This window comes from Salipiger marinus (genome assembly GCF_035481585.1).
GTDB lineage: Bacteria > Pseudomonadota > Alphaproteobacteria > Rhodobacterales > Rhodobacteraceae > Salipiger > Salipiger marinus.
Genome location: NZ_JAYKSL010000011.1, coordinates 35392 through 55266, shown reverse-complemented (window position 1 = coordinate 55266; position 19875 = coordinate 35392). Strand labels below are relative to the sequence as shown.

The 19875-nt window shown below is 65.9% G+C and carries 31 protein-coding genes, 1 tRNA gene and 1 other RNA gene; 6 read left to right on the top strand and 27 right to left on the bottom strand.

Translation table 11 applies throughout. The features are described 5' to 3' along the window. Nucleotides 1–41 precede the first annotated feature (41 nt). The 4 genes from ssrA to VK682_RS15380 all read right to left on the bottom strand — a co-directional run bounded on the left by ssrA (nt 42) and on the right by VK682_RS15380 (nt 2933). Nucleotides 42–394, bottom strand: a transfer-messenger RNA (tmRNA) gene (gene ssrA / locus VK682_RS15395). A 13-nt stretch (nt 395–407) separates the two neighbouring features. After that, nucleotides 408–827 (bottom strand): hypothetical protein, encoded by a 420-nt coding sequence (locus tag VK682_RS15390; protein WP_324782199.1) that lies wholly within the window; start codon nt 825–827, stop codon nt 408–410. Between the two features lie 88 nt (nt 828–915). Then, nucleotides 916–1335, bottom strand: a complete 420-nt coding sequence (locus VK682_RS15385; RefSeq protein ID WP_324782198.1) for a hypothetical protein — start codon at nt 1333–1335, stop codon at nt 916–918. Between the two features lie 98 nt (nt 1336–1433). After that, the gene (locus VK682_RS15380) at nt 1434–2933 is read right to left on the bottom strand and encodes a CoA-acylating methylmalonate-semialdehyde dehydrogenase (RefSeq protein ID WP_089851351.1); all 1500 of its coding nucleotides are present in this window, start codon (nt 2931–2933) and stop codon (nt 1434–1436) included. 100 nt (nt 2934–3033) lie between these two features. Here VK682_RS15380 and VK682_RS15375 point away from each other — a divergent pair, with 100 nt between their 5' ends. The 3 genes from VK682_RS15375 (at nt 3034) to coaD (ending at nt 5009) form a co-directional block, all read left to right on the top strand. Continuing rightward, the gene (locus tag VK682_RS15375; protein WP_089851349.1) at nt 3034–3930 is read left to right on the top strand and encodes a LysR family transcriptional regulator; all 897 of its coding nucleotides are present in this window, start codon (nt 3034–3036) and stop codon (nt 3928–3930) included. 58 nt (nt 3931–3988) lie between these two features. Further along, entirely contained in the window at nt 3989–4423 is a 435-nt protein-coding gene (locus tag VK682_RS15370) for a CBS domain-containing protein (protein WP_089851347.1), read from the top strand. Nucleotides 4424–4511: 88 nt separating this feature from the next. Then, on the top strand, nt 4512–5009 hold the full coding sequence (coaD, locus tag VK682_RS15365) for a pantetheine-phosphate adenylyltransferase (RefSeq protein ID WP_089851346.1): 498 nt from the start codon (nt 4512–4514) through the stop codon (nt 5007–5009). A 3-nt stretch (nt 5010–5012) separates the two neighbouring features. Here the strand turns inward: coaD and VK682_RS15360 are convergent, their stop codons facing one another. Then, a complete protein-coding gene (locus tag VK682_RS15360; protein ID WP_089851344.1) occupies nt 5013–5162 on the bottom strand; it encodes a glyceraldehyde-3-phosphate dehydrogenase in 150 nt (49 codons plus the stop codon). 190 nt (nt 5163–5352) lie between these two features. On the opposite strand from VK682_RS15360, the gene VK682_RS15355 reads away from it, so the two are divergent. Continuing rightward, a complete protein-coding gene (locus VK682_RS15355) occupies nt 5353–5574 on the top strand; it encodes a hypothetical protein (protein ID WP_230794580.1) in 222 nt (73 codons plus the stop codon). 56 nt (nt 5575–5630) lie between these two features. On the opposite strand, the gene gap is transcribed toward VK682_RS15355, so the two are convergent. From gap to VK682_RS15335, 4 genes are all read right to left on the bottom strand, one after another. Then, on the bottom strand, nt 5631–6632 hold the full coding sequence (gene gap, locus VK682_RS15350) for a type I glyceraldehyde-3-phosphate dehydrogenase (RefSeq protein WP_089851341.1): 1002 nt from the start codon (nt 6630–6632) through the stop codon (nt 5631–5633). 85 nt (nt 6633–6717) lie between these two features. Further along, nucleotides 6718–6861 (bottom strand): hypothetical protein, encoded by a 144-nt coding sequence (locus VK682_RS15345; protein ID WP_230794581.1) that lies wholly within the window; start codon nt 6859–6861, stop codon nt 6718–6720. Nucleotides 6862–6960: 99 nt separating this feature from the next. Continuing rightward, nucleotides 6961–7425 carry a disulfide bond formation protein B gene (locus VK682_RS15340; RefSeq protein WP_089851339.1) on the bottom strand — a complete coding sequence of 155 codons (465 nt, stop codon included), beginning with the start codon at nt 7423–7425 and terminating at the stop codon, nt 6961–6963. A 2-nt stretch (nt 7426–7427) separates the two neighbouring features. Further along, nucleotides 7428–8006: a YqaA family protein gene (locus VK682_RS15335; protein ID WP_230794582.1), complete on the bottom strand. Its 579-nt coding sequence runs from the start codon at nt 8004–8006 to the stop codon at nt 7428–7430. A gap of 187 nt (nt 8007–8193) precedes the next feature. Here VK682_RS15335 and VK682_RS15330 point away from each other — a divergent pair. Next, nucleotides 8194–8277: transfer RNA gene (locus VK682_RS15330), tRNA-Leu, on the top strand. Nucleotides 8278–8933: 656 nt separating this feature from the next. Here VK682_RS15330 and VK682_RS15325 read toward each other — a convergent pair. The 17 genes from VK682_RS15325 to VK682_RS15245 all read right to left on the bottom strand — a co-directional run bounded on the left by VK682_RS15325 (nt 8934) and on the right by VK682_RS15245 (nt 18612). Continuing rightward, nucleotides 8934–10295 carry a PRC-barrel domain-containing protein gene (locus tag VK682_RS15325; RefSeq protein ID WP_230794583.1) on the bottom strand — a complete coding sequence of 454 codons (1362 nt, stop codon included), beginning with the start codon at nt 10293–10295 and terminating at the stop codon, nt 8934–8936. 475 nt (nt 10296–10770) lie between these two features. After that, complete coding sequence (locus tag VK682_RS15320; protein ID WP_165616846.1) at nt 10771–11883, bottom strand: site-specific integrase; 1113 nt, start codon at nt 11881–11883, stop codon at nt 10771–10773. After that, nucleotides 11870–12073, bottom strand: coding sequence for a DNA-binding protein (locus VK682_RS15315; protein ID WP_324782197.1), 204 nt, complete (start codon nt 12071–12073; stop codon nt 11870–11872). The genes VK682_RS15320 and VK682_RS15315 overlap by 14 nt, the downstream gene beginning before the upstream one ends. 84 nt (nt 12074–12157) lie before the next feature. Continuing rightward, on the bottom strand, nt 12158–12406 hold the full coding sequence (locus VK682_RS15310; protein WP_324782196.1) for a hypothetical protein: 249 nt from the start codon (nt 12404–12406) through the stop codon (nt 12158–12160). Next, entirely contained in the window at nt 12403–12756 is a 354-nt protein-coding gene (locus VK682_RS15305; protein ID WP_324782195.1) for a hypothetical protein, read from the bottom strand. The genes VK682_RS15310 and VK682_RS15305 overlap by 4 nt, the downstream gene beginning before the upstream one ends. Continuing rightward, entirely contained in the window at nt 12753–13265 is a 513-nt protein-coding gene (locus VK682_RS15300) for a hypothetical protein (RefSeq protein WP_324782194.1), read from the bottom strand. The genes VK682_RS15305 and VK682_RS15300 overlap by 4 nt, the downstream gene beginning before the upstream one ends. Nucleotides 13266–13279: 14 nt before the next feature. After that, the gene (locus VK682_RS15295) at nt 13280–13678 is read right to left on the bottom strand and encodes an ASCH domain-containing protein (RefSeq protein WP_324782193.1); all 399 of its coding nucleotides are present in this window, start codon (nt 13676–13678) and stop codon (nt 13280–13282) included. After that, nucleotides 13675–13812 (bottom strand): hypothetical protein, encoded by a 138-nt coding sequence (locus VK682_RS15290; RefSeq protein WP_324782192.1) that lies wholly within the window; start codon nt 13810–13812, stop codon nt 13675–13677. The genes VK682_RS15295 and VK682_RS15290 overlap by 4 nt, the downstream gene beginning before the upstream one ends. 95 nt (nt 13813–13907) lie before the next feature. Next, complete coding sequence (locus VK682_RS15285; protein WP_324782191.1) at nt 13908–14129, bottom strand: hypothetical protein; 222 nt, start codon at nt 14127–14129, stop codon at nt 13908–13910. Then, nucleotides 14126–15229: an AAA family ATPase gene (locus tag VK682_RS15280; protein ID WP_324782190.1), complete on the bottom strand. Its 1104-nt coding sequence runs from the start codon at nt 15227–15229 to the stop codon at nt 14126–14128. The genes VK682_RS15285 and VK682_RS15280 overlap by 4 nt, the downstream gene beginning before the upstream one ends. A gap of 11 nt (nt 15230–15240) precedes the next feature. Further along, the gene (locus tag VK682_RS15275; RefSeq protein ID WP_324782189.1) at nt 15241–16191 is read right to left on the bottom strand and encodes a PD-(D/E)XK nuclease-like domain-containing protein; all 951 of its coding nucleotides are present in this window, start codon (nt 16189–16191) and stop codon (nt 15241–15243) included. A 4-nt stretch (nt 16192–16195) separates the two neighbouring features. Beyond that, the gene (locus VK682_RS15270; protein WP_324782188.1) at nt 16196–16333 is read right to left on the bottom strand and encodes a hypothetical protein; all 138 of its coding nucleotides are present in this window, start codon (nt 16331–16333) and stop codon (nt 16196–16198) included. Further along, nucleotides 16330–17589 (bottom strand): hypothetical protein, encoded by a 1260-nt coding sequence (locus VK682_RS15265; RefSeq protein WP_324782187.1) that lies wholly within the window; start codon nt 17587–17589, stop codon nt 16330–16332. Before VK682_RS15265 ends, VK682_RS15270 begins: the two co-directional genes overlap by 4 nt. Continuing rightward, entirely contained in the window at nt 17589–17909 is a 321-nt protein-coding gene (locus VK682_RS15260; RefSeq protein ID WP_324782186.1) for a hypothetical protein, read from the bottom strand. The genes VK682_RS15265 and VK682_RS15260 overlap by 1 nt, the downstream gene beginning before the upstream one ends. Beyond that, nucleotides 17906–18061, bottom strand: a complete 156-nt coding sequence (locus tag VK682_RS15255; RefSeq protein ID WP_324782185.1) for a hypothetical protein — start codon at nt 18059–18061, stop codon at nt 17906–17908. The genes VK682_RS15260 and VK682_RS15255 overlap by 4 nt, the downstream gene beginning before the upstream one ends. Before the next feature lie 3 nt (nt 18062–18064). After that, complete coding sequence (locus VK682_RS15250; protein ID WP_230796797.1) at nt 18065–18394, bottom strand: hypothetical protein; 330 nt, start codon at nt 18392–18394, stop codon at nt 18065–18067. Then, nucleotides 18394–18612, bottom strand: coding sequence for a hypothetical protein (locus VK682_RS15245; protein WP_230796795.1), 219 nt, complete (start codon nt 18610–18612; stop codon nt 18394–18396). Before VK682_RS15245 ends, VK682_RS15250 begins: the two co-directional genes overlap by 1 nt. Before the next feature lie 181 nt (nt 18613–18793). On the opposite strand from VK682_RS15245, the gene VK682_RS15240 reads away from it, so the two are divergent. Continuing rightward, on the top strand, nt 18794–19108 hold the full coding sequence (locus tag VK682_RS15240) for a hypothetical protein (protein WP_324782184.1): 315 nt from the start codon (nt 18794–18796) through the stop codon (nt 19106–19108). A 454-nt stretch (nt 19109–19562) separates the two neighbouring features. Here VK682_RS15240 and VK682_RS15235 read toward each other — a convergent pair whose 3' ends face one another. Next, entirely contained in the window at nt 19563–19838 is a 276-nt protein-coding gene (locus VK682_RS15235) for a helix-turn-helix domain-containing protein (protein WP_324782183.1), read from the bottom strand. Nucleotides 19839–19875: the final 37 nt, after the last annotated feature.

Genomic DNA, 19875 nt, shown 5'->3' with positions numbered 1-19875 from the left:
CGCCACGGGTCCGGTCAATGCAGAGAATGGGAGGGGGGGAAAGTGCAGGCTTCTGTTGCCAGGTGCCTGCGAACCCCGCCTTACGCTGCTAGGCGCAAGGGCTTAAGAATCGATCTTTCGGACTGCTTACGCAGCCAGAGCGACCGGAGCACGATTGTCGTTGGCAATTATGCTTGATGAACCGATAACGGTGGTATCTCACCGGGACAAAGCCACATCTTTACACGTTCGTCGATCCTGTTTCGGCCCCATGGTCCCCCAACGAAGGGATGTCTGGTGGAGCCGCCGGGTACCGCCCCCGGGTCCGATCCGCTTATTCCATGCGCGTTTATGCCCATAGTCCCGTTGCCGAGACAATTCACATATAGACCCGTGCCGCGCCGGTTTCAACGGTGAAGCGACGCAATCTAGCGCGCTTTGGCGAGAAAGGCGGCAAGCTCCACCTCGGGCTGGCCCAGATGCGCCAGCGCCCGGTCCGCCTCGCGGAAGACGCCGATGCGCATCGGCAGCAGGCCCGCGCAGATCTGCTGGTACATACGCCCGACGCCGAACCCCAGATCCGAGGGGGCGTAGATGGCGAGCGGGGTATCGGGGGGCTGGCCGTCATGCTGCAGCGCCACCTGCTGCACCGCCGCGCGCATCTCGTCAAAATCGCTGCCGAAGCCTTCGAGCGCCGAGAAATCGACGAGCCAGCCCTGAACCTTGCGCCGCAGCGGATGGTCGCGAAGCGTCCTGCTGGTGCCAAGGCACTGCGTGGCCGTCGTCCGGCCCGCATAGTGCAGATAGGCCAGATTGCGCTCTGGAAAGATGGTCAGCTGGCTTGGCATGGCAGGCCCTTCGCAGGCATCTCGGGCGGCAGGCAGCAGGCGGCTTTGATCACAGATAGCGCGGGCCGCGGCTTCTGCCAGCGCGACGTCACACCGCCGTCTGCAGCAGCGCGGCAAAGCTGCGTTCGCGCAGCCCCAGCAGGGTCAGCGCGCCCGCTTCGGTCTGCTGGACCAGCGCCACGATGCTGTCGAGCCCGTCCCAAGACCGCAGCACCATCTTGCTGAGATCGTAGGACAGCGGGGTGGGGGCGTAATAGACGATCATCGTCTGGCCTTCATGGGCGCTGAACAGATCCGCCTTGCGCGACTGCAGCGCCATCAGGCGCACGTAATCCTGTTCCACGCCGGTGATGCCTGCCAGATCGACCAGCTGTTTCTGGCCGGGGCGCTGCTGCGGGTGGCGGGCATAGGCGTCAAAGGCGCGGAAGGTTTCCTCCAGCACCGCGATGCCGTCATACCTGACATAAACAAGCCCACGGTCAGGAAGAATTCGGAATGTGACTGACATCTGTCCCCGTTGCTGCGCCCGGTTCGGGTCGCGGGCACATCGTCCCGCCGAAACGGGCGGGAGGCAACCCCCCTGAACAGGGGGGTCGCCGAGGCCGGTCAGTCCATCGGCTTGAAGTTGAACTCTCCGCCGTCCTTGATCCCGGAGAACCAGCGCGCCGTCACCGTCTTGGTCTTGGTGTAGAAGCGGAAGGCATCGGGGCCATACTGGTTGAGATCGCCGAAGGCCGATTTTTTCCAGCCGCCGAAGGTGTGGTAGCTCAGCGGCACCGGGATCGGGAAGTTGATGCCCACCATGCCCACATTGACCCGGTGCGCAAAATCGCGCGCGGTATCGCCATCGGCGGTGAAGATCGCGGTGCCGTTGCCATAGGGGTTGTCGATGACAAGGTTCAGCGCGTCCTCATAAGTGTCGGCGCGGACCTGCGACAGCACCGGGCCAAAGATCTCTTCCTTGTAGATCTCCATGTCGGGGGTGACGTGGTCGAAATAGGAGGGGCCGACAAAGAAGCCGTTCTCGTAGCCCTGCAGCGAGAAGTTGCGGCCATCCACCAGCAGCTTCGCGCCCTGATCGACGCCCGAGGCCACCAGCCCGTCGATGCGCGCCTTGGCCTGCGCGGTGATGACGGGGCCGTAATCCACATCGGCGCCCCCGGTATAGGGCCCGACCTTCAGCGCCTCGACCCGCGGCACCAGCCGTTCGACCAGCGCGTCGGCGGTGGCCTGACCCACCGGCACGGCCACGGAAATCGCCATGCAGCGTTCGCCGGCCGCGCCGAAGCCCGCGCCCACCAGCGCATCCGCCGCCTTGTCCAGATCGGCATCGGGCATGATGATCATGTGGTTCTTGGCACCGCCGAAGCACTGCGCGCGCTTGCCGTTGGTGGCGGCGCGGCCATAGATATACTGCGCGATCGGGGTCGACCCGACAAAGCCCACGGCCTGCACCGTGTCATTGTCCAGAATGGCGTCCACCACTTCCTTGTCGCCGTTGATGACCTGCAGCACGCCATCGGGCAGCCCGGCCTCTTTCAGCAGTTCCGCCAGCCGCAGCGAGGTGGAGGGGCAGCGTTCCGACGGCTTCAGGATCATCGCGTTGCCGCTGACCAGCGCCGGGCCCATCTTCCACAGCGGAATCATCGCCGGGAAGTTGAAGGGCGTGATGCCTGCCACCACGCCAAGCGGCTGACGCATGGAATAAAGGTCGATGCCCGGCCCGCCATTGTCGGTATATTCCCCCTTGAGCATGTGCGGCGCGCCCATGCAGACCTCGATCACCTCCAGCCCACGCTGCACGTCGCCGCGCCCGTCGGGCAGGGTCTTGCCATGTTCGCGGCTGACCAGTTCGGCAAGCTCGTCCATATGGGTGTTGATCAGCGCGCCAAAGGCCATCATCACGCGGGCCCGGCGCTGCGGATTGGTGGTGGCCCAGGCCTTCTGGGCTTCGGCGGCCTGCGCCACGGCGGCGTTCAGTTCCTCGACGCTGGCCAGCGGCACGCGGCCCTGCACCTCGCCGGTGGCGGGATTCATCACGTCGGAAAAGCGCCCCGAGGTGCCCTTGACGCGCTGGCCGTTGATGAAATGGCAAAGTTCTTCCATGTCTGATCCTCCTGATCGGTCGCGGCCAGCCTAACCTTGCAAAAATGCGGGAAACAGGGGTAATCCGGCAAAAGCGTTTTGCAGAAATTCAGGTGCGGCCATGACGGAAAACTGGGATGACCTGCGGATTTTCCTTGCCGTGGCGCGCGGCGAAAGCCTGTCGGCGGCGGCCCGGCTGCTGCGGATGGATCCCGCCACGGTGGGGCGCCGCGTCGCGCGGCTGGAACAGGGGCTGGGGCATCCGCTATTCGGCAAGTCGCCGCAGGGCTACGCGCTGAGCGAGGCGGGCGCGCGGCTTCTGGCCCATGCCGAGGCGGCGGAGCAGGCGCTGGGGCAGGGGGTGCAGGCGCTGCGCGGGGCCGAAGGCACGCTCTCGGGCCAGATCCGCATCGGCGCCCCGGATGGCTGCGCAAATTTTCTGCTGCCGCAGGTCTGCGCCGCGATTTCCGCCGACAATCCCGATCTCGATCTGCAGATCGTGGCGCTGCCGCGGGTGGTCAACCTGACCCGGCGCGAGGCGGATATGGCGATTGCCGTCTCCGCCCCCAGTGCGGGGCGGCTGCTGGTGCAGAAGCTCAGCGATTACCGCCTGCATCTGGCGGCCTCGCGCGACTATCTGGCGCGGCATCCGCCGATCCGCAGCCGCGCCGATCTGCAGGGGCATCGCATCGTGGGCTACATTCCCGACATGATCTTCGACAAGGAACTGGATTATCTGGCGGATCTGGGGCTGGACCGGGTGCGGCTCGCCTCCAATTCGGTGGCGGTGCAGTTTCACTGGCTGCGGCTGGGGGCGGGGCTGGGCATCGTGCATGACTTTGCGCTGCCCGCAGCCCCGGGGCTGGTGCGGGTGCTGCCCGAGGAAGTGGCGCTGACCCGCAGCTTCTATCTGGTGCGCCATGTGGACGACCGGAGGCTGGACCGGCTCAACCGGTTTGCCGCAGCGCTGGCCGAGGGCGTGCGGCGGGAACTCTCCTCTCTCGAAGGTCTGGCTTGACAGAAGCCCGCTGCGGTCGGACGCTTTCCCGACAGGCGCAAGGCAGGAGGAGGCCCAGATGCAGGTGCAACAGATTCTCAGGGACAAGGGCGGCGATGGCGTGATCACGGTGCCGCCGCAGACCAGCGTGGCCGACGCGGCAAAGCTTCTGGCCGAACGCCGGATCGGGGGCGTGGTGATCTCTCAGGACGGGCAGCATCCTCTGGGCATCCTGTCGGAGCGGGACATCGTGCGCGTGCTCGCCGCGCGCGGCGCCTCGGTGCTGGAGGCGCCGGTGGAGGATCTGATGACCCGCAAGCTGAAGGTCTGCACCCGCGACGAGGATGTGAACGTGGTGCTGGCCCGCATGACCGAAGGCCGCTTCCGCCACATGCCGGTGGTCGAGGATGACGTGCTGGTCGGCATCATCTCCATCGGCGATGTGGTCAAGGCGCAGATCGCCGAACTGGCCATGGAGAAGGACGCGCTGCAGGGCATGATCATGGGCTTCTAGTGCCGTGCGCGTTTCGGGGTTGCAATCACCGGCGCAATATTGTTGCGTGCGCCGAGGTTCAGCCCCCCACGCAGGACAGGAAGACCCCATGCGAATCGGCCTTTATCCCGGCACTTTCGATCCCATCACGCTGGGCCATATGGACATCATCAGCCGCGCCGCCGCTCTGGTCGACCGGCTGGTGATCGGCGTCGCGATCAACCGCGACAAGGGTCCGCTGTTTTCGCTGGACGAGCGGGTGGCGATGATCGAGGGCGAATGCGCCGATCTGTCCGCCCGCACCGGGACAGAGATCGTGGCGCATCCGTTCGAGAACCTGCTGATCGACTGCGCCCGCGACGTGGGGGCGCAGATCATCATCCGCGGCCTGCGGGCCGTGGCGGATTTCGAGTATGAATTCCAGATGGTCGGCATGAACCGCGCGCTGGATACCAGCATCGAGACCGTGTTCCTGATGGCAGAAGCCCGGCATCAGGCCATCGCGTCAAAGCTGGTCAAGGAGATCGCGCGGCTTGGCGGCGATGTCAGCAAGTTTGTCACCCCCACGGTCAACGACGCGCTGAAGGTCCGCTTCGGCACCGCCTGAGGGTCAGGCGCCGTAAACCGCGCGATGGGCCAGCGCGTCTTCGCGACCATCCAGATTGCAGTCCATGCGGGTGCGCAGGGGCAGGGCGCGCAGCGTGCTGCGGGTGCGCAGATAGGCGAAGTGACGGGCGAGGCTTTGGAAGGCATGGGTCATTTTAGGTTTCCTTTGTGATCTGATCTGTGGTGTTGGCGCTAACCTAAGCCTCGCTGCGGTGCAGCACAATTGTCGGAACGGTCGTCCCGGGATGCGCTCTCTGCATGGCGGCGGCGGATTGGCGGGTTCTGGAAAGGGTTTGTCAACCACAGCGCGCTAGGCTCCGGTCAGTAGCAACAGGAGCCGGATCATGGAGATCACCGAAACCCCCGCCGCCGCGCGGCGGCTGACGCTGGGCGCGCCCAGACCCGCAGGCCGGACCGGCCCGGATATGATGCTGGTGGAGCGGGCGATGCCCGCGCCGGTGCCGGTGCAGACGCAGGTGCTGCCGGTCTTCACCAGCCGCCGCAGCCCCGCCGGGGCAGAGGTGCAGCAGGGCTATGCCGCCGCCCGGCAGATGGTGTCAGACTGAAACGGAAAACGGGGCCTTGCGGCCCCGTTCCGGTCACGTCTCCCGTCCGTTCGGGATCAGATCAGCTTGCCCATCGCCACGGCGGTGTCGGCCATGCGGTTGGAGAAGCCCCATTCGTTGTCATACCATGTCAGGATGCGCACCATGGTTCCGTCCATGACCTTGGTCTGATCCATATGGAAGATCGACGAATGCGGATCGTGGTTGAAGTCGATCGACACGTTGGGCTTGTCGGTGAACCCCAGAATGCCCTTCAGCGGCCCGTTGGCGGCGGCGCGGATGGCCTCGTTCACCTCCTCGACCGTGGTGCTGCGCTTGGCTTCGAACACCAGATCCACCACCGACACGTTCGGCGTGGGCACCCGGATCGCGACGCCGTCCAGCTTGCCGTTCAGTTCCGGCAGCACCAGACCCACGGCCTTGGCGGCCCCGGTGCTGGTCGGGATCATCGACAGCGCGGCGGCGCGGCCGCGATACAGATCCTTGTGCATGGTATCCAGCGTCGGCTGGTCGCCGGTATAGCTGTGGATGGTGGTCATGAAGCCCTTTTCGATGCCGATGGCATCGTTCAGCACCTTGGCCACCGGCGACAGGCAGTTGGTGGTGCAGGAGGCGTTGGACACCACCAGATCATCCTTGGTCAGCGTGTCATGGTTCACACCGTAAACGATGGTCTTGTCCGCCCCGGTCGCGGGGGCAGAGACCAGCACGCGGCTCGCGCCATTGGCCAGATGCTGCGCCGCCTTTTCGCGGGCGGTAAAGATGCCGGTGCATTCCAGCACCACATCCACATCGCCCCAGGGCAGGTCGGCGGGGTTGCGTTCGGCGCTGACCTTGATCGGCCCGCGGCCCACGTCGATGGTATCGCCCGCGACCTTGACCTCGACCGGAAAGCGGCCGTGGACGCTGTCGAACTGCAGCAGATGGGCGTTGGTCTCGACCGGGCCCAGATCGTTGATGGCAACGACCTCGATATCGGTGCGGCCCGATTCGATGATGGCACGGAGCACGTTGCGCCCGATGCGCCCGAAGCCGTTGATGGCTACCTTGACGGTCATGGAAATCTCCTCGTTGTCCGAGAGTTGGCAGGCGTGGTGAAGTCAACAGGATCGCAGGGGCAAGTCAACCGCAACATGTTAGCGCTCACCTCCAGAACGCGATCCAGTCCAGAAGCACGAAGAACCTGCGGCCAAGAAACAGCAGATGCCCCGCGTCGTAAAGCAGGATGTCCGCCATGATGGCGGCCAGCAGCGCGGCTCCGATCCAGAGGGCGAGGCGGTTGGTCATGACAGTGTGATGGCGGAGTTTGCGCGCGCTGTCACGGGGCATGTGGCCGCAGCGCGCGGTGCAAGGCGGGGTCCCGCCTGCGCAGGGCAGGGCTGCGGTTCAGGCCCGGCGGGCCGCCGCGATCCACAGACCCAGCAGCAGCAGCGACGCAATGGCATTCCAGCCCGCCATGGAAATGCCCATCAGCTGCCACGGAATGTCGTCACAGCGCACCAGCGGCGCCGCCATGATCTGGTTCAGCAGCTCGTCGGTGGACAGCCCCCCGACCGGACCCGAGGTGCAGGTGGTGGGACCGGGCCACCAGCCCTGTTCCACCCCGGCGTGATAGATCCCGACCCCCGCCGTGGCCGCCGCGGCCAGCGCCCCGGCCCATGCCAGCGCGCGCTGCCCGAAGGCAAGGCAGGCCGCGCCGATCAGCACCGCCGCCGCATGCGGCCAGCGCTGCCACAGGCAGAGCTTGCAGGGCGCCATGCCCCCCAGATGCTGGAAGCCGAAGGCGGCAAGCAGCAGGGCGGCGGACCCGCCTGCGGCCAAAATGACAAGGGTTCTGTGCGACAGCCTCATGCTCAGAGGTATTTCACCAGAAAGAACCCGCCTGCAAGCAGCAGGACAAAAAGCGTGAACACAAGTCCGAGACGGCGCTCGATGAACTCGCGCACCGGCGCGCCGAAGGTCCGCAGCAGGGCCGCCACCACGAAGAACCGGAAGGCCCGCGCGATCACCGAGGTGACGACGAAGGTGGCCAGCGGCATCGCCGTCCAGCCCGACATGATGGTGATGACCTTGAACGGGAAGGGTGTGATCCCGGCGATCAGCACGGCCCAGAAGCCCACGCCGTTGAAGCGGCTGTTGAAGGCCTCCATGGAGTCCGCCTTGCCCAGCGATTCGAGAATGGGCTGGCCGAGGCTTTCGAAGAAGAAGGCGCCGATGCCATAGCCCAGAACACCCCCCAGCACCGAGGCCAGCGTCGCCACCAGCGCGATCAGCCACGCGCGATGCGGTGCGGCCAGAATCATCGGGATCATCAGCACGTCGGGCGGGATGGGAAAGACCGAGGCCTCGATGAAGGACACCGCAGCCAGCGCCCAAAGCGCGTGGCGGTGTTCGGCCAGAGACATGGTCCAGTCATAAAGGCGGCGCAGCATGCGGGAAGATCTCCGTCTGGGTCAGCGCGCACGAAGCATGGCGGCGGCAGCGGCGCAACCCGCAAGTGCGAAAATGGCGCAAGTCACCGCCCCTGCGTGCGCCCGCCGCCGCAGCTGCCTGTGCTGCAGGCAGCGCCGCCCATTTGGCACTTTACGAGCCCGGAGGCTGCGGCTAGATCAGGGTCAGGCCCAAGTGGCGGAATGGTAGACGCAGGGGATTCAAAATCCCCCGCCGCAAGGCGTGCCGGTTCGAGTCCGGCCTTGGGTACCAAGGGCTTGTCCGGTCAGGCGGGTGTGTGACCGCTTTGCGCGCTCCTCAGCGCTCTGGCAGGTCATCGCCGGGTGCCCGCATCTGACGAAAAGCTCTCCGCCGCAGCTGGTCATGCAGGCAGATCCGAAGTCCCTGTCATGTCGTGCAGAAGGCCCGGAGCCGCGCCGCGATCTCGGATTCGGAACTGAGCACGAAAATGCTGCGCGGGCTGTAGGCGCGGGGCCGCACGGCAAGCCACGGCAACCCGTTCTCGCGCAGCCGGTGATCGGCCTCGGCAGCATGGCCGGCACGGCGCCGGCTGGTGTGGTGACAGATCACGGCGCATCGCCCATGCGCCAGCCCCGGACAGGACAGGTGCTGCCCGTCGTCCTTGTGGCGTTCATCGGGAAAGCGATGTCATGCCACGCCCAGACGTCGCCCCGGTGACCGCACCCGCAGCAGCCGAAGCTTCACGAAATCGCCGACCTCCCCGGCGCAGCGAGCCTGCGTGCCGCCTCTGCGCAGCTATCTTCTGCGCGGCGGCATGCCGGATCCCCGGTCCGCTGCCAGAAGCATGGTATCTTGCCCCGCATGCGAAAAGGGCCGCCGCGGCGGCCCTTCCTTCCTGTGTATCATCAGCCTTCGGACCGCGTCAGCAGTCGGTCGGTCAGGGGTGCTCAGCTTCCCAGGCGGATCTGCTGGTCATCGGCGAGGCGGCGGTTCTCGTCATAGGTGAAGTTGTTGGCCGCCTCGATTTCCTGTTCGGTCATCTCATCAAGCAGCAGCTGATCCCCGTCGATGGAGACGCGCTGCATCGGCACGGGAACTTCCTTGCCGCCGATCCCGAGGAAGCCGCCGTTCTCCACGACCAGATGCGTCCGGCCCTGCAATTCGACAAAGGCTGCGGGCGCGCCAAGCTCGGCGCCATCGGCAGTGACCACCTCCATCACCATCAGATCGCTGACGGGCATTGTGGCGCCGCCTTCGGCCTCGGCCTGAGCCGTCTGCTGCGCCTGACCTTCGGGACGCTCGGCTGCCGCCTGCTGCTGCTGGCGACGCTCCTGCCGCTGCTGCTCGGTCTCGACCACCACCGTGGCCTCGCCGCTCTGCTGGACGCGAATGGTCGGCTGCTCTGCCATGGTCACCGAAATGGCCGGCTCAAGCTGCTCAAAGGACAGGTTCGGCTCGCCCGCAGTGTAGGTCAGCTCGGGGCCACCTTCGGCCTGCACGATCTCGACCTGCGGCTCGTTCTCCGCCACATCGACATCGCCGCTGACCTGCTCCGGCTGGCCGCCTTCCGCGGTGTCGCTGGCCTCGGCCTCGGCCATGGCCTCGTCGCCTTCGCCCGCCTCGACATCCAGATCGACATTCAGCTCGGGATCGGCCTGGCTCACGCGGATCTGCGGCTCGCCCTGCATGACCTCGACCTGCGGGTCGTCTTCGGAATATTCCACCTGCGGCTCCTGCTGGAGCACGTAGAGCTTGGGCGCCGGGATATCGACGCTCACGATGATCTCGGGGATCTCGACCGCGATGCGGGGACGCTCCTGTTCAAGCTCGATCTGGGCCGACTGGTCGGTGATCGCGACGCGCGGCTGCTGTTCGGTGACCCGCACGCGGGGGGCAGGGGTGCGGACATCCACCTCGGGTTCCGGCACGGTCACCACCGCCTCGCCCTCGATGGTTGCTTCTTCGGACAGATCGACCTCTTCCGTCACGCGCTCGCTGTCTTCTTCCGTCACGCGCGCGCTGTCTTCGCCGTTCTGCACGTCGCGCAGGACGGTTTCGAATTCGGTCTGGATGGCGGTGCAGTCTGCGGCGGCGTCAGTGTTGATCGCGTCAACGATGTCTTCGCGCGGAGTGTCGATCATCGAAGGATCGCGGTCTTTCACCAGCTGCGCCAGCTGCTGGCACTCCTCGGTCAGGCCGGTCAGCGCGCTGTCATTGATCTGAATCTGCTGGGCGCCTGCGGTGACCGCAAAAGGCGCGGACAGCACGGTGCCCAAAAGCACGCTGCGGAGGCTCGTGAACGTCTTCATATCGGATACTCCTTCCGTTTCTGCAGTGCCGGATCCGACGTGATGCAAGCCGGACCGCTGAGCGGCACATTTTTCTGCGTTGCCGGGGATCCGCTGGACGTCCGGGGCGCCTCTTGCACCCGCTCTGCGCCAGACCACTGTGACCACTTCCGCACAACGACGGCACCACCATGCTCATAGGGCGGTGCTCGCGGACGCCTCTGCGGCGCCCACTCTCCCAACCGGTGCTCCTCGACAATGTTCCGACATCGGCAAAGTTTAAGCGATGGACGTTTTGGGCAAGGTAAGGTCTGCAGTCCGCGCAGGCCCGTGCCGGCAGCTGTTCAGCGACGCGGCGGGCGGGAGGACGTGCAAGCATCTGTGTGACAGAAAGGCTGCACTGGTAGGCCCGGAGGGACTCGCAGCGCAGACATAAGCAATTGAAATTCCTTCTTTTTATGGCCTGCGTTTCAATCCGGATGTGCCGTGGTCCACTTTACCACTCCATCCCGGCCAATTTCGACACCGCCATCTCGCCCAACCGCATGCGCTCGACGGTCTCGGTATAGACCTGCGATGTCGCCGCGTTGGCGTGTCCATGCACGGCCATGATCTCGTATTGCGTCGCCCCGTGAAGGGCCAAGAGGTGCCCCGCCGCCTTGCGGATTCCGTGTGAGGATCGATCGGCGGGCAGGCCTGCCTCCAGCACCCATTGCTTCATCTTGTTGCGCAGCGCCTCCGGACTGGCGAAGGGCTTTCCGTGGGCGGTCAGCAGGTAGGCAGGGCCCACTACGGTCTGCGCCCGTATCGCGCGCTCCAGCGGCGCCAGCACCGGGATCCGGACATGCCGCGATCCTTTCTTGCGGGGCTGCCATGCGAGCCACAGCGTGCCGCCGTGCCGCTCTTCCTGATCCCGCCCAAGCCAACAGGCATCGCCGATCCGGCACGCGCTGAACATGAACAGCGTGAGCGCCAGATGGGCCGTGCTGCCCGGCTGGTGCCGTTCCCGGAACCGTTCGAGATCCTTCACCGTCCACGGGGTCGCGCCGCCCTGACTGCGATAGGCCGGGGCGGCCACTGCGCGGGCGGGGTTCACGCCGCAGTGCCCGCGCTCCACGCCGAAATCAAAGGCAGCGGTCAGCAGCTTCCAAACGTTGCGCGCCTTGCCGGGGGTCGCGGCCATGCGATCCTTGAACGCGGTCAGCTCGGATGCCGGGATGGTCATCGGCAGACCGCCATAGGCCTTGCCCTTCGAGGCGCGCTGTTCGCTCTTCTGCGAAAGGACATAGGCCACCAGATTGCGGCGCTCCTTGAAGGTCAGGGGTGACGCCTGCCCCGCAGCCACCTGCCGCTCCAGATGCGCGAGATAGGATTTCAGCAGCCAGCCCAAGGTGCCGCGATCGGGGGCGGCGTCCTGCGGCGCGGCGATCTTCACCCCGGCACGGGCGGCGCGGTAATGGGTGTGGAAGTCGGGGTGATCCGGCCCGACCGGCAGCGTGATCTTCCGGTTCACGTCGCCGTCGACCCGGACCCGCCAGCTGGTCGGCTTGCCCTTGACCCTGCGCGGCACCAGCCCGGGATATTTCAGCCGCATGTCACCACCCCCCATTTTCGACTTCCCCTTCTGTAGCGAGGCCATCGGCGTAGGTGTCAAGGTCGAGGCGGTCATAGAGGCGCTTGCCGTCGAGGATTTTGCGGGGGATGGGCAGCTCGCGCAGTTTGGTCACCGACACGCCGATGTAATGCGCCGCCTGCGGTGCGGGCATCAGCCGGGGCGCAAAATCCTTGGCGAGCGCCATGGTGTCAGTCCTCCTCGTTCGCAATTCGCAGCAGCACGTCCGCGCGCCACGGGCGGGCACGGGTCATCTGGATGCGGTGCGGGGTCATCGCTGATCCTCCCGCCGGGCGTGCAGCCACGCGAACAGCCCAGCGGTGAACGGCGGGATGATCACTTCTCCCGCGCCTATTACCCCCAGCGTGGTCGCGACGCATATGAGCCAGCGCGGGCTGGTGCCGTCGAAACTGGACATGTCGCCCAGCCACCAGACCAGCCCGCACATGGCCGGGAATGCGACGACGCGGAACAGGGCGGCCTTGGCAAAGGCGACAAGGCCAGCGCGAAGGGCGGTCATGCGTCACCGCCTTCCTGCGCGCCGCTAGGCGCGACGAGAGTCAGCGGCGCAGGCGCTTTGTCAGCTGCTTCCAAGAGCAGCCGCGCAATCTTACGCGCAAGATTAGCTGGCATCCGCAGCTCTGCATCCGGCTGCCCCGGCGCTCTAACTGTGATGCAAACGAGTCGATCTTTGATCGCGACAGTAGCGCTTGATTTTTGACGTTGATGCACAGCCCGGACCTTAGCCAGCGCCTCGGCGCAGCCCTCGAATTCATCACTCGGGCCAATGAGCGCCGCCTCGGCTTCACGGAGCGCGTCCAAGGTTGCAGCAAGGAGCGCATGCTGGTCATTGGTGTGATGCGTGGTCATGTGCGGGGCTCCTCGGCGGATGGCCATGGAAAATCGGTGCGGTGCGCCACGTAAAACCGCGCCCACTCCTGCGTGTCTTTGAGGCGCTGATCGTGGCGGGTCGAAACCCACGCGCCGTGCTGCACGATGACGCTAACGCCCTCGACTATCTCGATCAGGGCCTCTCCTGCCTCCCGCAGCCTCTGCACCTCGGCTTCCAGCGCGTCGGCGCGGGCTTGCTCGCCTTCCAGTATCGCAATGAGCGCCTTGGACTTGGCTAGGTCAGCCTCTGCCGCTCTGGCCCGGCGGTGCGCGCCGTCAGTCAGGGCGCGCTCAAGTCCAAGCTGGTCGCGCAGGTTGTCGTGTTCGGCTTCCAGCGCGGCAATCTGATCCTCAAAAACCTTGGTCAGGCTGTTTGGATAATGCCCACAGCCGGGAGTGTGGCGCACTTCCTCGCCGTGGTAATGGCTGCATCCGGCTTCGCATGGCCCCTCGTAAAGAGCCTCTGTGCTGGTGTCAGGTGTGGTCATGGGTGGCTCCGGGCTCAAAGAAGCGCGCCCTGCACGGGCGGCTCCGGTGTGATGATGCTGGGGGTGAAGAAACCGAGCGCGCCTCGGCACGGCTGGAAGGGCAGCGCCTCCGCGTTCCGCAGGACGAAGCCGTAGGGGCCGAAGAACCACCGGCTGTCCATGGCCTCGACGCAGTCCACGATCTCGGCGCGCCCGATGATGCCGCCCAAGAGGGGCCGGTCGGTGTCTTCGAGCTTGGTGGCTGTCATGTCTTCGACGAAAGCGAGGTCTGCCCGCTCCGCCTTGCCCCAAGCCTTGGCGGCATGGATCAGCACCGGGCCGCGGTATCTTGTCGGCCAGCTCCGGTTCTCGACGTCTTTGCCGTGCCAGATGATGGCGTCGGCCCATGGCTGGCGGATTGAAAGCGCCTTCATGCCAGCACCCCCGCCATCCACCGCACCGCCGCCGAGATGCCCCAGCCGATGAAGGCCCACAGCGCGAGGCCGCAGGTGACGTAGAGGATCAGCCGCCACGGCGACCAGCCGGTGTGTGGGGTGTCGTGGGTCATGGTGTGGCTCCGGTGGGCTGTTATTGGAGGTTGCCCCCGCCGTGGCGCCCTCATGCCAGCGGCGGGGGATGCGGGCGGCATGCCCGGCATGGGGGTTAGGGGGTGACGAGGACCGCCAGCGCCGTTGCCAGCGCCACCATGGCGGCGGCGATCAGCCAGAGTGCGGCGGTGCGGCGCCCGTGCCAGCGGTCCAGCACCGCGCCCTGATGCAGGCCAGCATGGCGACCGGCAGCGATGTTGCAGACCCGCTCGGCATGGTTCAGGTGCTCGACGTCATCGGCCATGGCGCGGCCTGTGGCATGGTGGTCGAGCGTCATTCCTCATCCTCCCGCTGCTGATCCAGCACCGCGCGCTCGGCTGCCTCGAGCTCGGCGCGCTGCTCCGGCGTCAGGTCGCTGTCCACCGGGGGCAGGCCGAACGGGTCGTCATCGTTCTGGGCTGCTGCCGCGTCGGCCTCCTGCGCGAGCGCTTGGCACTCGTCGAGGATGGTGCGGAGAAGGGCGCGGTGCTCCTTGCCCTCGTCGCTGTTCCAGAAGGTGCGGAACGCCTCGGCGCCCTTGCGCGCTTCGGAGCGGGCGCGGTCGAGGATCTCTTTCTGGCGCTGCGCGTTGCCCTGACCTTTGGCCCATTCCGCCATGGCGCGCCCGGTCTCCACGCCCATCGGGCGGCGCGCGTCGAGAAGGCCCTTGAACTGGTCGGCGACCTTGATCTGGTGGACCGGGCAGCCCGGGGCCTTCGGATCGAGAATGACCATGGTCGTCATCTCGAACATGAGATCGCCGTCGCTGGCCGGATCCCACGGCACATCCTCGCGGCGGGTCTTGGTCGGGCGCGCATTCGTGGCGTTGCTGCCAAAGCCCTTCTGCATCACCGGCTTGGCCCGGGTGCAGATGATCATCGAGCATTTTGCCCGCACGATACGGTCGATCAGGCGGCGATACCGTGGCTTGACCTCCGCCCAAGCCAGTTGCGACCGCCGGTCCTTCAGGTCATCCTTGCCGCCCGTCAGCCGGTCCAGCGTCTGCGCGTGCAGTTCCAGAACCCCGCCGACGCCCTCCCACGCGTGACTGAAGCTGTCGATCACCACCACCGGCAGCTGAGCAGCCTCGGCAGCGTCGATGACTTGGATCCACCGCTCAGGGCCGAAACCTATCATGTTGCCGGCGTCGTCCACGGCCTGCATGTCGAAGTGCATCATCTCGGGGAAGGCCTGCTTGTAGTGCAGGGCCCGGCGGTTTTCGGTGTCGACATAGCCGATGGGCGCCCCCGGCCTGCCGGTCATGGTTTCGGCGATGCCACGTGCCATCAGCAGCGCCGAATAGGTCTTGCCGGTGCCGGAGCCGCCGGACAGGCCAATGGCCAGCGTCAGCGGGTCATTGAGCTCGGCAACGGACAAAAAGCGAATATGTGCGGTCACGGGGTGGATCCTTATTCTGCTGCGATGTTGAGGGGGGCCTGCCAGCGGCGCGCCTGATCGAGCACGTCGTGGCCATGGCGGCGGCGGAAATCGCTCTCGGCGCTCTCCCGCTCCAGCCAGCGTTCCGTGAACCAGCCGGGTAGCTCGATGCGATGCACGCCCGCAGGATAGCCGGGCCAGCGGCCGGAGGTGAGGCACTGCTGCCAGATCTCGCGGGCGCGGCGGGTCTTCTTGCGCGCAATGTCCAGATCGTCGCCGGACAGCTCCACGATGCAGACCTCGAAGGGGGCTTCCTTCTCTTGGAAGATGAATCGGAAGGCCCGGTCCTCGCCCGTCGTTGCCTTCCACGCGTCGAGGTAGAAGGCCGCCTGCACGTCATAGCCGTAGTTCATCACCGCCCGGGTGCAGTGCTCGGGGCTCGCGTCGGTGGTGGTCTTGAAATCGTAGAGGGCCTGCGCGGGATCCCGCGGGGCGTTGTCGATCATCACCCGACAGGTGGTGCCCGAGATATCGGCCAGCACCACCGCTTCGGAACAGGCGCTGTCCAGCACGATGCCCATTTCATCGAGGCGCTGATGGACCTTCACGCGCATTTCGCCGATCTGATCCACCTCAGCCGCCTTGAGCGGGGTCAGGCCGGAGGCACGGGCCTGCTCGATGAACTCCTTGGCGGCCTTGGTGCTGGCCGCGCCGTTGCTGGCCAGAATCTCATGCGGGATGGCCACGTAATCGCTACCAGCGCCCAGCACCGCCCGGTGCGCGGCGCGGCCGATGTCGAAGGTCTTGCGTTCGACCGGCTCAAAATCAGGATTCAGCCGGGGGTGCGCCCACCACGCGTGAAGCGGCGAACGGTCGAGGATCAGGCGCGCCAGCGTCGAGCTAAGGCTGGGCACCGGCGCTGGGTCAGCGTGGTAGGTGTCGTCGGCGATGCCGTAATGCAGGCCAAGGGGAAGGGGTGCCATATCGTCATTCTCCGATGGTGGTTGCGGGATGGCGGGGCTCGATCTGATAGTCGGTCCAGCCTTTGCTCCGTGCGGCGCTATGGCCTTCGGCTTCGGACTGGACCGGGATCCATGCCCCGGTTTTGGTGTTGCTGAGGATCACAGCATCACCTTCACATGCGGGATCCGGCCCTCGATCAGCGCCTCGGCGATAGCGGCGGGCGTGGCCGCGCCTGCCATGGTGCTCAGCGCCTCGGCGATCTCCGCCTTGATCCGGTCGCGGTGGGCCTGATCTGCGGCGCGCTTGGCTGCGGCGTCCTCAGCGGCCTTGCGCTCCGCCGCGATGCGGTCACGTTCGGCCTGCGCCGCGGCGTCCAGTTCGCGCTGGTGGCGCGCAGCGGCACGCTCCTCCGCTTCCTTGGCGGCAGCCTCGGCGGCCTCTTTGCGCTGAGCCTCGGCAGCAGCCTCTTCCTCGGCGCGCTGGCGCTCCATCTTCTCCTTGACGGTGGCATGGGTCGCGATGCGCAGCTTCTGCAGGTCGGCGGCGTGCTCGCCCAGATCATCGATCAGAGACGGCAGCTTGCTCTCCAGCTCGTAGATCAGGATCCCGAACGGCTGCGGCTTCCCACCGATCAGGCCGAGGCCGATCTGGTTGATGTAGGCGCGGGCATTGGCGGCACGCTCTGCCAGCCGCTTGGCAGCGGCCTCGGCCTCTTCCTTTGCCCGGCGCTCGGCTTCCTCGGCTGCGAGGCGCTCAGCTTCGGCAGCCTCCCGCGCGGCCCGCTCTTCGGCCTCGCGGCGCTGGCGATCTTCTTCGGCGGCGCGGAGCCGTGCCAGCTCCTCGCGCTCCGCCTCGCTCCGCTCCGCCGCCGCCAGATCGGCGCGCAGCTTCGTCAGGGCCTGCGCGCGCTGCGCCTCCGCAATGGGCTGGTATTCGTCCCATTCCTCGCCCGTGGTGGTCTGTTCGACCTCGGCAAGCACCTCGCGGATTTCGGCGGAGGGCGACAGGGCCGTGGTGCGGTCGAGGCCGAACACCAGCAGGGCGGACTTGTGGCGCGCGATCCGGGCTTCTTCCGCAGCCTCCCAATCGTCCAGAGGCTGCCGGACTTCGGTTTTCAGTGTGTCCATCCGTTCCCGGATCTTGCGCCGCTCAGCATCGACCACCGCGATCTGTTTGCGAGCATTGTCGGTCAGGTCTTTGCCAGCGCCGTCCAGGGCGGTCTTGCTGCGCGCCACGGTGTGCGCCAGAGAGGCGATGGCCTTCCGCCCCTTCGCTGTGGTCAAGTCAGGCACATGGCTGCGCACTGTCGCTTCGATCTGCGACAGCAGGTCGTCAACCTGTTGCGGCTCGGCGAAGATCTTGGCGAGCATGACGGGCTCAGGAAGCGCCAGCGCGGTGGACGGGGTCTGGTCGGTCATCACATCATTCCCTTGGGGTTCAGCGCATCACGGATGGACGCGGGCAACTCGACGTTGGCTTGAAAGGGGCGCAGGTCGGCGGTCATCTGGCGGATGAAGTGCTCTGCGGCATCGTCCGGCACCGCGTCTGCGATGGCCCGGGCGGACTGAACCTGCGCAAAGGTGGCGGGCACGTCGGCCTTGGCATCGAGGCAGGCATTCTCCGCCACCGGCAGCGGTGTTTCGGGGTGTTCTTGCAGGAACAGCGCCACCGCGTCGTTCAGGCGCTGGTTCAGCATGGTCTGCAGGATGCACATGGAAGTTGCGCTCATGTTGGTCATGGCCAGATCCTCGCAAGCAGCATCATGGATTCCGTCGGAGCCAGCGCCACGCCCGTCAGCAGGACGGCAATGGCGGCAAGCGTGGCGATCAGCAGGCAGGCGCTGGCCCGGTCTGCGATCTGTTCGAGGCGGGAGAGGGGGCGCGGGTCCATGGTTCACTCCGCCGCGATCTGCCGGTCAGCGACCCAGCCCTCATAGGCTTCGTCGCAGATGCAGGCATCCCGGCCGCAGTCCGGGCACGGCTCGGGCTCATTGGTGATCCCGCGCTCCCAGAGCATGAGGGCGGTCACGTCGCTGATGCCGATTGCCCCGCCGGTCTCGGGATTGCGCTGGACCATTTCCACGCGCACGTCGCACCCATCCTGCAGGATCGCGTCGGCGGCGTGGTCGAAGGCCCGTTCACGGTCGAGGCTGTGCTCAGCGGCCAGCACGTCGCCATCCGGCCAGCGGACCGTGACGTGATAGGTGAAGGGCGGCAGGAGCATCACGCCACCGCCTCGAACAGCAGGGCCACGGGGGGCGGTGCGGGCATGGCCGGGGCACCGCTGGGCGGGGTGTCGTGGTCGGCCAGCGCGATCAGGTGATCGGTCATGGCCTCGGTCAGATCGTCCTGCAGGAACTGGATCACCCCGGCGCGCATCTGGGCGCGGCTCATGCCGGTTGCCCGGCGCATGGCGATCAGGTGAAGGGCTGCGTGGTTCATGGGGGTCTCTCCATCGTGTCCCGCGTTCAGCTGCCAGGTGGCAGGGTCAGCGGCGGTATGGGGAGAGTTAACTACGCAATATGCGTAGCGTCAAGACGTAAAATAAACAAAATGCGTATTCTGCATTCGAGCAGACCGACTCAGCGTGCTACAGTGGCCCGGTCAGCGATGGGCTGGCGGCATGAAAAAGCCCGGCGCGATGGCCGGGCGGAAAGGGTTGCTGATGGATGCTACTCAGGTAGACGCGATCATCGTCGCCGTTTCGATCTTTGCGAGCGGCGTCTCCACTGGGATGGGGATTGTTCTCCTGCGTATCGGCCAGCGGATCGACATGATTGAGGAGTCGATGCGCAGCGGGATGCCTCTTCCGGGGACTCGTTTCGGGAGCAGGCCGATTATGACCTCCCGAGATTTGTATCCGTCCGGCGGCACCGTCTCGTCGATTGCGACAGATTTTACCATCAGCGGAGAGGATGGCAGGGGCCTCGGAGGATAGACGCTCTCATCCGCTTGAGGGGAGTCGAGAGATATCCTGAAATCACCCCTCGACCGCAGCTCCTCGACCACAATGGGTCGGTTGCTGCGGTTGCGAATGTGGAGGCGGATTGTCAGCCCTGCGGGCGTGGAGGTGATGACCTCAGCCCATATGTCGGGCCAGACGGCAGGGCTGGATCGCCTGTATGCAAGGCCTGAAATAATCAGGGATCCGAGCGAGAACAGCAGCGCAACCCATTTTGGCACAGCGTCCAGAATCTCGACCGCAGTCACAAGCGCCCCACCCTTGACCCGCGCCGCGTCAGCGTTTTAATGTGAACACACAGGGAACGGAGGGAAGAGAAAGTGACGGACAGCTCAGCAAACAACGACGACATTTTGCCGCTCCTCAAGGAGGCAAGGACTAAGTCTGGGTTGCCGCTGGATTTCTGGGCCGACTTCACGGACGGGCTCCCCTACAGCTCGATAGCCATTCTGTGCGGCAGGTCCGACTTGATCCCGAAGTATGTGAACTCCAAAGGCACCGAATAGGCCTTCCTGAGCTTCTTTGCGACCGACAGCGGCAGGTCTCTCTTGCCGTTTTCATACTCGCCCCAAGCCTGAGCTGACATGTCGAGCTTAGAGGCGAAGTCCTTCTTGTTGAGGCCTGAGAGTTCCCTGATGCGCGTCAGTCTGGCGCACACAGCCTCTCTTGCGTCACCCTGATCTTCAAGCATGGAAAGCCCCGTCATGTTTGGGGCAATCCTAGATAAACACCCTGCGAACCGC